General features: G+C 69.4%; 13 protein-coding genes. 3 read left to right on the top strand and 10 right to left on the bottom strand.

Annotated elements, in window-relative coordinates; translation table 11 throughout:
* The first annotated feature begins 164 nt into the window (after positions 1-164).
* A complete protein-coding gene (locus tag OHS16_RS25955; protein WP_328539663.1) occupies positions 165-836 on the top strand; it encodes a FadR/GntR family transcriptional regulator in 672 nt (223 codons plus the stop codon).
* Positions 837-842: 6 nt separating this feature from the next.
* Here the strand turns inward: OHS16_RS25955 and OHS16_RS25950 are convergent, their stop codons facing one another.
* From OHS16_RS25950 to OHS16_RS25930, 5 genes are all read right to left on the bottom strand, one after another.
* Positions 843-1,877: an ABC transporter permease gene (locus OHS16_RS25950; protein WP_328539662.1), complete on the bottom strand. Its 1,035-nt coding sequence runs from the start codon at positions 1,875-1,877 to the stop codon at positions 843-845.
* On the bottom strand, positions 1,874-3,415 hold the full coding sequence (locus OHS16_RS25945; protein WP_328539661.1) for a sugar ABC transporter ATP-binding protein: 1,542 nt from the start codon (positions 3,413-3,415) through the stop codon (positions 1,874-1,876). Before OHS16_RS25945 ends, OHS16_RS25950 begins: the two co-directional genes overlap by 4 nt.
* Positions 3,416-3,417: 2 nt before the next feature.
* Complete coding sequence (locus tag OHS16_RS25940) at positions 3,418-4,455, bottom strand: sugar ABC transporter substrate-binding protein (RefSeq protein ID WP_328539660.1); 1,038 nt, start codon at positions 4,453-4,455, stop codon at positions 3,418-3,420.
* 62 nt (positions 4,456-4,517) lie between these two features.
* Complete coding sequence (locus OHS16_RS25935; RefSeq protein WP_328539659.1) at positions 4,518-5,297, bottom strand: SDR family NAD(P)-dependent oxidoreductase; 780 nt, start codon at positions 5,295-5,297, stop codon at positions 4,518-4,520.
* Positions 5,294-6,619, bottom strand: coding sequence for an enolase C-terminal domain-like protein (locus tag OHS16_RS25930; RefSeq protein WP_328539658.1), 1,326 nt, complete (start codon positions 6,617-6,619; stop codon positions 5,294-5,296). Before OHS16_RS25930 ends, OHS16_RS25935 begins: the two co-directional genes overlap by 4 nt.
* A gap of 250 nt (positions 6,620-6,869) precedes the next feature.
* Between OHS16_RS25930 and OHS16_RS25925 the strand changes: the two genes are divergently transcribed.
* Entirely contained in the window at positions 6,870-7,895 is a 1,026-nt protein-coding gene (locus OHS16_RS25925) for a PAC2 family protein (protein ID WP_328539657.1), read from the top strand.
* 182 nt (positions 7,896-8,077) lie between these two features.
* On the opposite strand, the gene mshC is transcribed toward OHS16_RS25925, so the two are convergent.
* The 4 genes from mshC to OHS16_RS25905 form a co-directional block, all read right to left on the bottom strand.
* Entirely contained in the window at positions 8,078-9,307 is a 1,230-nt protein-coding gene (gene mshC, locus OHS16_RS25920) for a cysteine--1-D-myo-inosityl 2-amino-2-deoxy-alpha-D-glucopyranoside ligase (protein WP_328539656.1), read from the bottom strand.
* Between the two features lie 189 nt (positions 9,308-9,496).
* Positions 9,497-10,315, bottom strand: coding sequence for an SCO1664 family protein (locus OHS16_RS25915; RefSeq protein WP_328539655.1), 819 nt, complete (start codon positions 10,313-10,315; stop codon positions 9,497-9,499).
* Complete coding sequence (locus OHS16_RS25910; RefSeq protein WP_328539654.1) at positions 10,279-10,869, bottom strand: DUF3090 domain-containing protein; 591 nt, start codon at positions 10,867-10,869, stop codon at positions 10,279-10,281. The genes OHS16_RS25915 and OHS16_RS25910 overlap by 37 nt, the downstream gene beginning before the upstream one ends.
* Before the next feature lie 75 nt (positions 10,870-10,944).
* Positions 10,945-11,631 carry a histidine phosphatase family protein gene (locus OHS16_RS25905; RefSeq protein WP_328539653.1) on the bottom strand — a complete coding sequence of 229 codons (687 nt, stop codon included), beginning with the start codon at positions 11,629-11,631 and terminating at the stop codon, positions 10,945-10,947.
* Between the two features lie 68 nt (positions 11,632-11,699).
* Here OHS16_RS25905 and corA point away from each other — a divergent pair, with 68 nt between their 5' ends.
* Positions 11,700-12,692, top strand: coding sequence for a magnesium/cobalt transporter CorA (gene corA, locus OHS16_RS25900; protein WP_328539652.1), 993 nt, complete (start codon positions 11,700-11,702; stop codon positions 12,690-12,692).
* Positions 12,693-12,807: 115 nt separating this feature from the next.
* On the opposite strand, the gene OHS16_RS25895 is transcribed toward corA, so the two are convergent.
* Complete coding sequence (locus OHS16_RS25895; RefSeq protein WP_328539651.1) at positions 12,808-13,863, bottom strand: LLM class F420-dependent oxidoreductase; 1,056 nt, start codon at positions 13,861-13,863, stop codon at positions 12,808-12,810.
* Positions 13,864-13,870: the final 7 nt, after the last annotated feature.

Here is a 13,870-nt window from a genome sequence, read left to right as displayed (position 1 = left end):
CCCTTTCACCGCACCCGCCCTGCCTACAGGGAAACCTTAGCCCTCAAATAATTGGGCCGCCGCAGGGCCGCCTGACGGGCCGGTTCGGCGGACCCGATGCAAAGGGGGCGCCACAGGCGCCATAATCGTCTGATACATCGGATGTCTTCGAGGCGAGGTTCCCCATGGCTGTGACCGACGAAGCCATCGAGAAGATCAAGGAAATGATCGTCTCGGGTGCGCTGCGGCCCGGCGACCGGCTGCCCAAGGAGAGTGAACTCGCCTCCGAACTGGGCCTCTCCCGCAACTCGCTGCGGGAGGCGGTCCGCGCGCTGTCGCTGATCCGTATCCTCGATGTGCGCCAGGGCGACGGTACGTACGTGACCAGTCTCGATCCGCAACTGCTGCTGGAAGCCATGAGCTTCGTCGTGGACTTCCACCGCGACGACACGGTGCTGGAGTTCCTGGCGGTGCGCCGCATTCTGGAGCCGGCCGCGACCGCGATGGCCGCGCACCGGATCAGCACGGACGAACTGGACGCGCTGACCGCACAGCTTGACGCACTGGGCCCGCAGCCGTCGGTGGAGGAGCTGGTCGCCTGCGATCTGGAGTTCCACCGGGGCATCGTGCAGAGTTCGGGAAATTCCGTGCTGTGCTCGCTCCTCGACAGCCTCTCGGGACCGACGACCAGGGCACGGGTGTGGCGCGGGCTGACCCAGGAGGACGCGGTCAGCCGTACCCTCCATGAGCACCGCGCCATCCTGGGCTCGCTCAGGGACCGGGACGCCGAGGCGGCCCGGTCCTGGGCGACGGTGCACATCGCCAGCGTCGAGCAGTGGCTCAGGTCGACGCTGTGAGCGCGGTCAGTCCTGCTTCTCCCCGCTGGCGAAGCGCGAGATGACCAGGGCGACGATGATGATCGCCCCGTTGAGGAACTGGTTCCAGAGCGCCGGCACCCCGCCGAGGGTCATCACGTTGACGACCAGCTGCAGCGTGAGAACGCCCGTGAGCGCGCCGAAGAGCGTGCCGCGTCCGCCCTTGAGGCTGATGCCACCGATGACGGCGGCGGCGAACACCTGGAAGATCCAGCCATTGCCCTGGTTGGCCGCCACCGAGCCGTAGTGACCGGTGTAGAGCACCCCGGCGAAAGCGGCGAGCAGCCCGCCGACCGCGAGCACGATCCAGGTCACCCGGTCGACCCTGATACCGGCGGCCCTGGCCGCCTCCGGATTGCCGCCGATCGCATAGAGCGAGCGCCCGTGCCGCAGCCAGGCGAGCGCCGCGCCGCCGACCGCGAAGAGCGCGAGACAGATCCAGACGGCGGCGGGGGCGCCGAGCCAGGACGCGCTGCCCAGGTAGCTGAAGGACGACGGTACCTCGATGATCGACTTGCCCTCGGTGATACCGATCTGGAGCCCCCTCAGCATGGTCAGCATGCCGAGTGTGGCGATGAATCCGTTGACCCGCAGCCTCAACATCAGAAAGCCGTTGACCGCGCCGATGGCGATGCCGACCAGCAGGCAGGCGGGAACCGCCATCCAGGCAGGCAGCAGCCCGAGCCCCTCGAAACGGCCGCCGTGCGACGGCAGTACCAGCCACATCGCGATGACCGGTGCGATGCCGATGGTCGACTCGAGCGACAGGTCCATCCGCCCGCAGATCAGGATCAGCGCCTGGCCGAGCACCAGCAGGCTCAGCTCCGAGGACTGCTGGATCACACTGATCAGGTTGTCCGAGGTCAGAAACACCGGCGAGACGATGAACCCGATCACCATCAGCACCAGGATCACCGGCACCAGCGAGAAATCGCTCCAGCGGACCAGCGCCAGCCTGCTGCGGAGCGGGGCGGCCTCCGCCTCGCTCCCGTCGGCTGTCAGTGACCCCATCGTGTCGGTCATGCCCGCTCCCCCACACCTTCCATGGCGGCGACGAGTTCCCCGTCCGTCCACCCGCTGTCGTATTCGGCGACCACCCGTCCGTGGAAGAGCACGACCACCCGGTCGCACACCCGCAGGTCGTCGAGTTCATCGGAGACGATCACCGCCGCGCTGCCCTCGTCGGCGACGCGGCGGACCACTCCCAGAAGCGCGTCCTTGGACCTAACGTCCACACCCGCCGTCGGACGCACGGCGACGAGGGTGCTCGGCTTCCGGGCAAGGGCGCGGGCCACCACCACCTTCTGCTGGTTGCCTCCGGACAGACCGGAGACCTTCTGTTCGGGGCCGGTGGTCTTGATGTCCAGCGAAGAGATCATCGAGCGGGCGAACTCCCGGGTGCGGGAGGGCAGTACGCTCCCCCACGGCCCGAGCTGGTCGGCCACCGTCAGGGTGGCGTTCTCGGCCACGCTGCGTTCCGGCACCAGCCCCTGCCGGTGGCGGTCCTCGGGGATGTAGCCGATGCCGGCGTCCAGCGCGTGCGGGACGCTGCCGGGCACCACTGTCCGGCCGTGCACGGTGACCCGCCCTCCGGTCGGCTTCCGCATCCCGGCCAGGGTCTCGCCCAGCGCGGTGTTGCCACTGGCCGCCGCGCCCGCGACGCCGAGAACCTCGCCGGGCCGTACCGCGATGTCCAGCGGCTCGAACTCGCCCTCCAGGGCGAGCCCGTCGGTACGCAGCAGGGGCTCGGCGGTATCCGGTACGGCACCGGCGGGCCGTACCGCCCGGGCGACAGCGTGCCAGGACGAGGCGCCGGCACTCGACTCGCCCGTCATGGCTGAGACCAGATCGGCCTTGCCCAGTTCCGCGACGGGCGCAGTGAGCACGTGCCGGGCATCACGGTAGACGGTGACGGTGGAACAGAGTTCGTACACCTCCTGCAGATGATGGGAGATGAAGAGGAACGCCACCCCCTGGCTCTGCAGCTCACGGAGCTTGGCGAAGAGACTCTGGATGCCGCGGGCGTCGAGCTGGGCGGTCGGCTCGTCCAGAATGATCAGCCGGGCGCCGAAGGACAGGGCGCGCGCGATCTCCACGAACTTCACCTGCTCCACGGTGAGATCCCTGGCCCGCGCATGGGGGTCGACCCGCACCCCGTACTCGGCGAGCAGCGCCCCGGCCCGTGCGCGCAGCCGGCTCCAGCCGATCCAGCGGCCGCCGGGTCCCGTGTTGTCCAGGCCGAAGTTGTTGAGAAAGAGATTCTCGGCGACGGTGAGATCCGGGACGACCATGGACTTCTGGTAGACGCAGGCGATCCTGGACTGCCAGGCCCTGGTGTCCCCGAAGGCGGGCGCCGGCTCTCCGCCGAAGGCGACCCGGCCCGCGTCCGGTTTGTGGAGTCCGGTGATCACGCCGACCAGCGTCGACTTGCCCGCGCCGTTGCGCCCGACGAGCGCATGCGACTCGCCGGGCCTGACCGTCAGACGTACGTCGTCGAGCGCGACGGTCGAACCGAAGCGTTTGACGATGCCCTCCGCATGAACCGCAGGTGCGTCCGGCATGGCTAGTTCTTCTTCGCCAGCTGATTGGCCCACAGTTTCGGGTCGTTGACGTTCGCCTTGGTGACGAGCGGTGCGGGGAGCTGGTCCTCGAACCCGTTGGGGATCTTGATGATGGTGGAGTCGTGGTCGGTGCGACCGGGCTTGAACGTCTTGCCTTCGAGTGCCGCCCGGGCATAGAAGAGCGCGTACTTGGCATAGAGATCGGCCGGCTGCGAGATCGTCGCATCGATCTTCCCGGCCCTGATGGCGTCGAACTCCTCCGGGATCCCGTCGTTGGAGATGATCGTGATGTGGCCCTTGGTACCGGCGGGCTTCAGCAGCTTCTTCTGTCCGAGCAGCGCGAGGGTGGGCTGCAGGAAGACGCCGCCTGCCTGCATGTAGATACCGTTGATGTCGGGGTGGGCGGCCAGCGTGGACTGCAGCTTGGCGGACGCGACATCGCCCTTCCAGTCGGTGGCCAGCTCGAAGACCTTGATCTTCGGGAAGCTGCCGGCCATGCAGGACTTGAAGGCCTCCGAGCGGTCACGGCCGTTGATCGAGGAGAGGTCGCCCTGGAACTCCACGACCTTGCCCTGCCCCTTGAGCTGCTTTCCCAGGTACTGGCAGGCCTTCTCGCCGTATGCGCGGTTGTCGGCACGCACCACCATGTAGACATCGCCCTTGTCGGGGCGCGTGTCGACGCTGATGACGGGGACCTTCTTCTTGTTCAGGCCGCCCAGCGTGGATGCGATGGCCCCGGTGTCCTGCGGGGCCATGATCACGGCCTTGGCGCCCTGGTCGCTGAAGGTCTGGACGTTGGCGACGAGCTTGCCTATGTCGTTCTGCGAGTTGGTCAGCGGCAGCGCCTCGACCTCCCCGGCGTCCACGCCCTTCTTGATGTACTGCTGGTAGGAGTTCCAGAAGTCGCTGTCGCTGCGGGGCAGGTCGATCCCGACCTTCTTGTCCGCCGGTCCACTGCCCGAGTCACGATTGCAGCCCGCGAGGGCGGTGACGGCCAGCAGTACGGCGCAGGCCGCCGCACTCGTTGTACGCACTCTCATAGCGTTCCTGTCCTTGTCCGAGTGGCGCTCGATGCTGTGCCGGCCGTGCCGGCCGTTCCGGATCAGCCGGCCGTGGGGCGCAGGCGCAGCCCCTGCATACCGCCGTCGACCGCGAGTGCGGTGCCTGTCACGGCGGCCGCGGCCGGACTCGCGAGATAGACGACCGCTGCCGCCACCTCGTCCGCGGTGACCAGCCGCCCGGTGGGCTGGCGCGCGTTGAGCGCGGCGCGCTCGGCTGCCGGGTCTTCGGCCTGTCCGAGCAGCCGGCCGATCCAGGGGGTGTCCGCGGTGCCGGGGTTGACGCAGTTGACGCGGATGCCCTCCCGGACATGGTCGGCCGCCATCGCCAGGGTCAGGGACAGGACCGCGCCCTTGCTCGCGCTGTAGAGGGCCCGCTGGGGCAGCCCCGCCGTCGCGGCGATCGAGCAGGTGTGGGTGACCGACACACAGCCGGGGCGTTCGACGGCCGCGCGCCGCAGGTGCGGCAGCGCATGGCGGGCGGTGCGGACCATGCCGAGGACATTGATGTCCAGGACACGCCGCCACTCCTCGTCGGGGTTGTCGGCAACCGTGCCGATGGCCCCGATGCCCGCGTTGGACACCACGGTGTGCAGGGCGCCGAATTCCGCTGCCGCGGTGGCCACCGCCTCCCGCACCGCGTCGTCGTCCGTGACATCGGCCTTGAGCGCGAGGGCGCCTTCCGGCACTCCCTCGGTCTCCCGGTCGATGACCGCGACGCGTGCGCCCCGCGCGGACAGTTCGGTGGCGATGGCCGCTCCGATGCCGGAAGCGCCGCCGGTGACCAGAGCGGCGAGACCTTCGAAGTCGAGTGCAGCGGTCACGAGTTGACCTCCTCCGTAGTGCGGCGGGCCCGCCAGACGGGTCCCTCGGGATAGCTGTGTCCGGCGATCGAACCGGGATGCATACGGGCGGAGAACCCTGGTGCCAGCGGAGCGAGATACCGTCCCGCGCGGATCACCACCGGGTCGACGAAGTGCTCGTGGAGATGGTCCACGTACTCGATGACCCGGTCCTCCCAGCTGCCGGAAACGGCCACGTAGTCGAACATGGCGAGATGCTGCACGAGTTCGCACAAGCCCACCCCGCCGGCGTGCGGGCAGACCGGGACGCCGTACTTGGCGGCGAGCAGCAGGATCGCGAGGTTCTCGTTGACTCCGGCGACCCGGGCGGCGTCGATCTGTACGAAGTCGACGGCGCCGGCCTGCAGCAGCTGTTTGAAGACGACCCGGTTGGCGGCGTGCTCGCCGGTGGCGACCTTGACGGGCTGCCCCGCGCGGACCGCGGCGTGGCCGAGGATGTCGTCGGGACTCGTGGGCTCCTCGATCCAGTGCGGTTCGTAGGGGGCGAGCGCCTCCATCCAGCGCAGTGAATCCGGTATGTCCCAGCGCTGGTTGGCGTCCACCGCGATACGGATGCCGGACCCGACAGCGGCCCGTGCGAGCTTCATCCTCCGCACGTCGTCGTCGAGGTCGGCGCCGACCTTGAGCTTGATCTGTCCGAAGCCGTCGGCCACGGCCTCCTTGGACAGCCTGACCAGTTTCTCGTCGGAATAGCCGAGCCAGCCGGGCGACGTGGTGTAGGCGGGGTAACCCTCCGCGCGCAGTCTGGCGGTCCGCTCGGCGCGCCCCGGCTCGGCGGCGCGCAGGATGGCGAGGGCCTCCTGCGGGGTGAGGGCGTCGGTGAGATACCGGAAGTCGACGAGGGAGACCAGTTCTTCCGGCGACATCCGCGCGAGGAACTCCCACACCGGTCTGCCCGCTGCCTTCGCGGCCAGGTCCCAGGCCGCGTTGATGACGGCGCCCGCGGCCATGTGCATGACCCCCTTCTCGGGGCCGAGCCAGCGCAGCTGCGAGTCATGGGTGAGGTCGTGGTGGAGCGCGGCGAGTTCCACCGGGGTGAGTGGGGCGGTCCGTCCCAGGACATGGGGCCGCAGCGCCTCTATGGCTGCGGCGGTCACCTCGTTGCCCCGTCCGATGGTGAAACAGAAGCCATGGCCGGCAACACCGTCCGGGGCGTCGGTGCTGAGCACCACATACGCCGCGGAGTAGTCGGGGTCGGGATTCATGGCGTCGGAGCCGTCGAGCTGTTCCGAGGTGGGGAATCGGATGTCGTGGACCTCGAACCCCGTGACGGTCGGGCTCATTCACACTCCCAGGAAGAACATCGGACCTTTCTTCGGTCATCCGATGTATAGACCTCGCCGTGGCGCAGCGTCCAGAGGCGGGACGAAAATGGCCGGCACAGCTCGGATGAATCACTTCGATATGGGCAGGCTGTCTGCGCTGCGGCCCGAGATGACGGAGTCGGTCCGGAGCTGCAAAGGGGCTGCGGCCGGGCCCCGCGGAAGCCGTAAGGTTGGTGCGTACGCAAAGAACTTCGGAAGGAGGCACTGGGTGATCGAGCTGGAGGGAGTTCCCGAGCTGATCGACCCGGTCATGGTGGCCGCGTTCGAGGGCTGGAACGACGCCGGTGACGCCGCCTCCACCGCGGTCGCCCATCTGGACCGGGAATGGAAGGGCGAGGTGTTCGCGGCGCTGGACGCCGAGGACTACTACGACTTCCAGGTCAACCGGCCCACCGTGTTCCTCGAAGCGGGGGTCCGCAAGGTCACCTGGCCCACCACCAGACTCTCCGTGGTCCGCGTCGGCGGTGACAAGCCCCGGGACCTGGTACTTGTCCGCGGTATCGAGCCGTCCATGCGCTGGCGCTCTTTCTGCAACGAGATCCTCGGCTTCGCCCATGAACTCGGTGTCGAGATGGTGGTTGTCCTCGGCGCACTGCTCGGTGACACCCCGCACACCCGGCCGGTTCCGGTCAGCGGAGTCACATCGGACGCCGACCTCGCGCGCACCATGGACCTGGAGGAGACCCGGTACGAGGGCCCGACGGGCATCGTCGGCATCCTCCAGGAAGCATGCACCCATGCGGGTGTCCCGGCAGTGAGCCTGTGGGCCGCGGTGCCGCACTATGTCTCGCAGCCGCCCAACCCGAAGGCCACACTGGCGCTCCTCAACCGCCTGGAGGATCTCCTCGATCTGCGCATCCCGCTGGGCGAACTGCCCGAGGACGCACGGGCCTGGCAGGTCGGGGTCGACCAACTGGCCTCCGAGGACAGCGAGGTCGCCGAGTACGTCCAGACACTGGAGGAGGCACGCGACACCGCGGAGCTTCCCGAGGCGTCCGGCGAAGCCATCGCCCGTGAGTTCGAGCGGTATCTGCGGCGGCGTGACGGCGGTCCCGGCCCGGGCCAGCAGGCCGGCGGCCACGCGACGGACGGCGGCGAGGGCAGCAGCTACCGGCGGGACACATCGGGCGGGGCGGGCGGCCGGTCGCGGCCGCCGAAAGCGCCGCGGCCCGACAGTGACTCCGGTGGCTCTCCCGACGAGGACAGCGGGCCCGAGGAAACCACCGAGGACTGAGCCGGGGACATCCGGTGGACGCCGCCTTCGGACATCGAAGGCGAACACCAGGAGGGGCGGTGCCTGAGCACCGCCCCTCCTGGTGTTGCTGTCCGGGATGCCCGGTGAGGGCCGGGGCCTCCCGTTCGGATCGTGCCGGGCCGACCTGATCCGAAGAAAGACCCTGCTCCGGACGAAAGGCCCTAGAGCGCCACTCCGAGCAGGGCGTCGACAGCGCGCGACACCAGGCCGGGTGCGTCTTCGCGCGTACCACCGCCGGACTGCTGGAGCGCGGCCCAGCGGTCGACGGCACGCAGCGCCGAAGGTGCGTCGAGGTCGTCGGCGAGCGCCGCCCTGATCTCATCCACCAGAGCGTCGGCGGACGGCCCGTCGGGCCGGGAGACCGCTGCGCGCCAGCGGGCGAGCCGCTCGACGGCGTCCTGGAGGACCCGGTCGGTCCATTCCCAGTCGTCGCGATAGTGGTGCCCCAGCAGGGCCAGCCGGATGGCTGCCGGGTCGACGCCGTCGTGACGCAGCTTCGACACGAAGACCAGGTTGCCCTTGGACTTGGACATCTTCTCGCCGTTCAGGGCGACCATTCCGGCGTGCACATAGGCCTGCGCGAACGGATGCTCACCGGTCAGCGCCTGGGCGTGCGATGCGCCCATCTCGTGGTGCGGGAAGGCGAGATCGGAACCGCCGCCCTGCACGTCGAAGCCCATTCCGAGGTGGTCAAGGGCGATGGCCACGCACTCGATGTGCCAGCCGGGCCTGCCGCGGCCCAGTGAACCGCCGTCCCAGCTCGGCTCGCCCTCCCGGGCAGCCATCCAGAGCATCGGGTCGAGCGGATTCTTCTTGCCGGGACGCTCGGGGTCTCCGCCGCGCTCCGCGGACAGCAGCCGCATCGTTTCGGCGTCGAGGCGCGAGACCTCGCCGAAGTGCGTGTCGCTCTCCACGGAGAAGTACACGTCGCCCTCGAGCTCGTACGCGGCGCCGCAGTCCCGGAGCCGCTCGACGAGCGGCACGATGCCGGGTATGGCCTCGACGGCCCCGATGTAGTGCTTCGGCGGGAGCATCCGCAAGGCGGTCATGTCCTCGCGGAAGAGCGCCGTCTCCCGCTCCGCGAGTTCGGTCCAGTCCTGACCGTCGCGCACCGCCCGCTCGAGCAGTGGATCGTCCACGTCGGTCACGTTCTGGACGTAGTGAACCTGCCGCTTGGTGTCGAGCCACACGCGCTGAACGAGGTCGAACGCGTTGTAGGTCGCCGCGTGACCGATGTGGGTCGCGTCGTACGGCGTGATGCCGCAGACATAGATACGGGCGACGGGGCCGGGGTCGAGGGTGACTCGGCCGCCGGTCGCGGTGTCGTGGATCTGGAGGTCGGCGCCCTTGCCGGGCAGGGCGGGAACCTCAGAAGCGGGCCAGGCATGCATGTCATGAGCGTAACCGGACGTCAGTTCAGGAGACGAACCGGACCGGGGACTTTGGCCGAATAGGCGGTCTTGCGTGACAGCGGCAGCGAGTCGGGCCGCACCGGTGCCGGGTCCCGCCACCGGCCCGCCCGAGCCCGAACCGCCCTCCTGGGCTGCTCCGGACGGGGCGGCCAGGCACAGAGGCGGCCCTCAGACCGGAGGCCACGGGATGGATGGCCAGTCGCCGCTCGGCTCGGGATGACGGCCGCTCGAGCGCAGCGAGGCGACCCGTCCGCGCAAGGCGTCCAGCTCGGCGGCGGTGATGAGCTCGGCCAGACGGGTGGCAAGCCCGCTTCCGGGCTCCAGGCCACCGGCCAGTGCGTCCAGCACCGCGCAGGCCTCTGCAGTCAGCGGCTCTCCCGCCCACCCCCACAGCAGGGTCCGCAGCTTGTCCTCGACGTTGAACGTGACGCCGTGGTCGATGCCGTACAGCCGGCCGCCGGACACCGGCAGAAGATGGCCGCCCTTGCGGTCACCGTTGTTGATCACCGCGTCGAGCACCGCGAGCCTGCGCAGCCGTTCGTCATCGGCGTGCACGAGCAGCGCGGTCCGTCCCTCGCCCACCTCGGCGAAGGCGACGGCCTTCCATCCCTCGCCGGGCTCCTCCTCCTCGACGAGGGCCAGCAGGGACGGCTCGGCCTCGGCCTCGATCCACAGCTGGCACATGCCTTCGCCGTACGGTCCGTCACGCAGAACCGTCGGCGGCACCAGGCCCCAGCCGGTCGCCTCGGAGATCTCGTAGGCGGCCACCTCGCGCTGGGCCAGCGTTCCGTCCGGGAAGTCCCAGAGCGGACGCTCACCGGCGACCGGCTTGTACACGCATGCGGCCTCCTCACCCTCGTGGGAGACCGAGCAGTACAGCACGGCGTTCGACGCCTCCCGCACCCGGCCGCGAACGGTGAGCTCCCCCTTGCTGAGCAGCTCGTTGACCGTCACGCTCCGCGGCGGTATCCGTTCTGGCGCGGACATACGTGTCCCTCCGGGTCGAGCGGCAGGCTGCACAGCGGGCACGGCGGGCGGCCCGCGTTCACGACGTCGAGCGCGCGTTTGGCGAACGCCCGTGCCTGGGCCCCGGTCAGCCGGACCCGGAGCATCGGCGGGCCGTTCTCGTCGTCCTGGAGGAGCCGTTCCTCGGCCTCCGCCAGGTCTTCGTCGGTGTCCGCTTCCAGCTCGACCAGGGCCTGGGCCTCGATGATCATGCGCTGTTCGTCACCGTCCCAGGCCAGCGCCATGGTGCCGACGCGGAACTCCTCCTCGACAGGGGCGTCCAGGGGCGCGGTGTCACCGGCTTCGGACGGGGCTACGGCAGGGACCGGTGAGTTGCCCCCGGTCCTGCGCACGACCTCGTCCAGAAGTTCGTCGATGCGCTCGGCGAGCGCGGCCACCTGGGTCTTCTCCAGAGCGACGCTGGTGACGCGGGGCCCGGACGAGGCCTGGAGGAAGAACGTACGGCGCCCAGGCAGCCCGACCGTACCGGCAACGAAGCGGTCCGGCGGGTCGTAGAAGTACACCTGACGGGACACGTCCTGATCTCCAGAGGGGATTCGACTGCGGGGGTGGGGCGGATTACAGCCAGCCCACCCTACTGCGCGGAGCGATCACGGTGCGCCCGCGCCACCGCCGACTGCCGCGTCCGTTCCCGAAGGGTTCTCGGGCGGTGCCAGCGAAGCCAGATCACCGGTGTCACCGAGGCGTACCAGGAAGGGGCGCAGGCGGGTGTAGCGGATGGCTGTCAGGGAAGACGGATCCACGTGAATCCGCTGGAAGAGGTCAAGATGCATGCCCAGTGCGTCCGCGATCACAGACTTGATGATGTCGCCGTGCGAACACATCACATAGACCGCGTCCTCGCCGTGCTCGGCGTCGATCCGGGCGTTCCAGTCGCGTACCGCCTCCACGGCCCGCGCCTGCATCCCGCGCATCGACTCACCGCCGGGGAAGGCGGCCGACGAGGGGTGCTGCTGCACCACCTTCATGAGCGGCTCGTCGGTGAGTTCGGCGAGCTTGCGGCCCGACCAGTCGCCGTAGTCGCACTCGTTGATCCGGTCCTCGGTGTGCACGGGAAGGTCCGGGCGGGCGGCCAGCAGCGGTGCCAGGGTCTCCCGGCAGCGCTGCAGGGGGCTCACCACGGCCGCTGCGAGCGGCAGCCCGCTCAGACGGTCCGGCAGTGCGGCGGCCTGCGCCGCACCGCGCTCGTCCAGGGAAACACCCGGCGTCCGGCCGGCCAGCACCCCGGAGATGTTGGCGGTGGAGCGTCCGTGCCGTACAAGGATCAACATGGCCATGGCAGCCAGCGTAGGACACCCCCGGGTGTTGACCCCTGCGCGTGCGGACCTGAGCCGGCAAAGGAAGAATGCGCGCCGTGATTGTCGATTGCGCTATTTATCAGGACGGACGCCGCGTCGACGGACCGTCCGACTTCTCCGACGCCCTGGCCGAGGCGCGGTCCCGCGGCGATGCCTTTCTGTGGATCGGGCTGCACGAGCCGTCGGAGAAGGAATTCGCGATGGTCACCAGCGAGTTCGGTCTGCACGCCCTCGCGGTGGAGGACTCGCTCCGTGCCCACCAGCGGCCCAAACTCGAGGTGTACGACGACTCGCTCTTCGTGGTGCTGAAGCCGGTGATCTACGAACCGCAGACCGACACCGTGAGCACCGACGAGTTGATGATCTTCGTCGGTGACTCCTTCGTGGTGACGGTCCGGCACGGCGACGCCGCCCCGCTCGCCGCCGTACGCCAGCGTCTCGAGAAGGAGCGGGATGTGCTCAAGCACGGTCCCACCGCCATCCTGTACGCGGTGAGCGACGCGATCGTGGACCACTACATCGATGTGGCGGCGGAGCTCCAGACCGACCTGGAGGAACTGGAGGCCGAGGTCTTCGCCCCCAACGGCGGCGATGCGAAGAACACCGCGTCACGGATCTACACCTTCAAGCGCCAGGTGCTGGAATTCCGCCGGGCGACCGGGCCCCTGACGGCGCCCATGACACGCCTTGCCGGGGCGGGGGTGCCCTTTGTGAGCGAGCGGTCCCAACCGTTCTTCCGGGACGTCGGCGACCATCTCACCCGCGCCAACGAGCAGGTCGAGGGGCTGGACAGGCTGCTGTCCGACATCCTCTCGGCCCATCTGGCGCAGATGGGCGTCCGGCAGAACGACGACATGCGCAAGATCTCCGCCTGGGCGGCCATGGCGGCCGTACCGACGATGGTCGCCGGTATCTACGGGATGAACTTCCAGCACATGCCGGAACTGACCTGGACCTGGTCCTATCCGGTGGTCATCGTCCTGATGGCCGGGATCGTCTTCGGTCTGTACCGGCAGTTCAAACGGCGCGGCTGGCTCTGACCCGCGGACCCGCCTGCCGCCGCGCGTAACCGGTGGGGCCGCCGGAGCGTTGTCCAGCAGACGGCCGTGGCGGGGACGACCCCCGAGCCCCCACCACGGCCGCGAATCCTTCGGATCAGGCCAGGCCCGCCCGGTCCAGGGCGTCCGTGCCGGCGCGCAGCGCCGCGAGCCGTTCGTCGAGGGTGAAACCCGCGGGAGCCAGCGTCAGAGTGGTGACTCCCGCAGCGGCGTAGGCCTGCATCCGGTCGGCGATACGGTCCACCGAGCCGAGGAGCGTGGTCTGGTCGATGAGCTGGTGCGGGACCGCCGCGGCCGCGCCCGCCTTGTCGCCGGCCAGGTACTTGTCCTGGATCTCGGCGGCCTCCTTCTCGTAACCCATGCGCTGCGCAAGGCGGTTGTAGAAGTTCTGCTTGCGGCTGCCCATGCCGCCGACGTACAGCGCGGTGTACGGACGGAAGGTGTCCGCGAGCGCGCTGACGTCCTTGTCGTCACCGGCGGCGAGCGGCACGGTCGGACAGACGTCGAAGCCCTCCAGGGTCTTGCCGGCCTTCTCGCGGCCCGCCCGGATGTGCGTGAGCGCGGTGTCCTCCAGGTGCTCGGCCGAGGGGAAGATCAGCAGGGCTCCGTCGGCGATCTCGCCGGTCTGCTCGAGGTTCTTGGGTCCGATCGCGGCGATGTACAGCGGGATGTGCTCCCGCTGAGGGTGCACGGTGAGCTTGATCGGCTTACCGGGGCCGTCCGGCAGCGGAAGCGTCCAGTGTTCCCCCTCGTAGGAGAGGCGCTCACGGGCCATCGCCCTGCGGACGATCTCGACGTACTCGCGGGTCCGGGAGAGCGGCTTGTCGAACTTCACCCCGTACCAGCCCTCGGAGACCTGCGGTCCCGACACACCGAGGCCGAGACGGAAACGCCCGCCGGAGAGTGAGTCCAGGGTGGCCGCCGTCATCGCGGTCATGGCGGGGGCGCGCGCGGGGATCTGGAAGATCGCGGAACCCACGTCGATGCTCTCGGTCTGAGCCGCGACCCAGGAGAGCACCGTGGGTGCGTCGGATCCGTACGCCTCGGCCGCCCAGCACACGTCGTAGCCGAGCCGGTCCGCCTCCTGCGCGACGGCGAGGTTGTCGCCGTCCATCCCGGCGCCCCAGTAGCCGAGGTTGATTCCGAGCCGCATGGCCGCT

This window comes from Streptomyces sp. NBC_00344 (assembly GCF_036088315.1).
Classification (GTDB): Bacteria; Actinomycetota; Actinomycetes; order Streptomycetales; family Streptomycetaceae; genus Streptomyces.
This window is presented reverse-complemented; position numbering and strand designations above follow the sequence as displayed.

Coding starts and splice junctions, on each gene's coding strand:
- OHS16_RS25950 (WP_328539662.1), bottom strand. CDS start 1,877: ATGACCGACACGATGGGGTCACTGACAGCCGACGGGAGCGAGGCGGAG.
- mshC (WP_328539656.1), bottom strand. CDS start 9,307: ATGCATGCCTGGCCCGCTTCTGAGGTTCCCGCCCTGCCCGGCAAGGGC.
- OHS16_RS25930 (WP_328539658.1), bottom strand. CDS start 6,619: ATGAGCCCGACCGTCACGGGGTTCGAGGTCCACGACATCCGATTCCCC.
- corA (WP_328539652.1), top strand. CDS start 11,700: ATGCGCGCCGTGATTGTCGATTGCGCTATTTATCAGGACGGACGCCGC.
- OHS16_RS25915 (WP_328539655.1), bottom strand. CDS start 10,315: ATGTCCGCGCCAGAACGGATACCGCCGCGGAGCGTGACGGTCAACGAG.
- OHS16_RS25945 (WP_328539661.1), bottom strand. CDS start 3,415: ATGCCGGACGCACCTGCGGTTCATGCGGAGGGCATCGTCAAACGCTTC.
- OHS16_RS25955 (WP_328539663.1), top strand. CDS start 165: ATGGCTGTGACCGACGAAGCCATCGAGAAGATCAAGGAAATGATCGTC.
- OHS16_RS25895 (WP_328539651.1), bottom strand. CDS start 13,863: ATGCGGCTCGGAATCAACCTCGGCTACTGGGGCGCCGGGATGGACGGC.
- OHS16_RS25940 (WP_328539660.1), bottom strand. CDS start 4,455: ATGAGAGTGCGTACAACGAGTGCGGCGGCCTGCGCCGTACTGCTGGCC.
- OHS16_RS25905 (WP_328539653.1), bottom strand. CDS start 11,631: ATGGCCATGTTGATCCTTGTACGGCACGGACGCTCCACCGCCAACATC.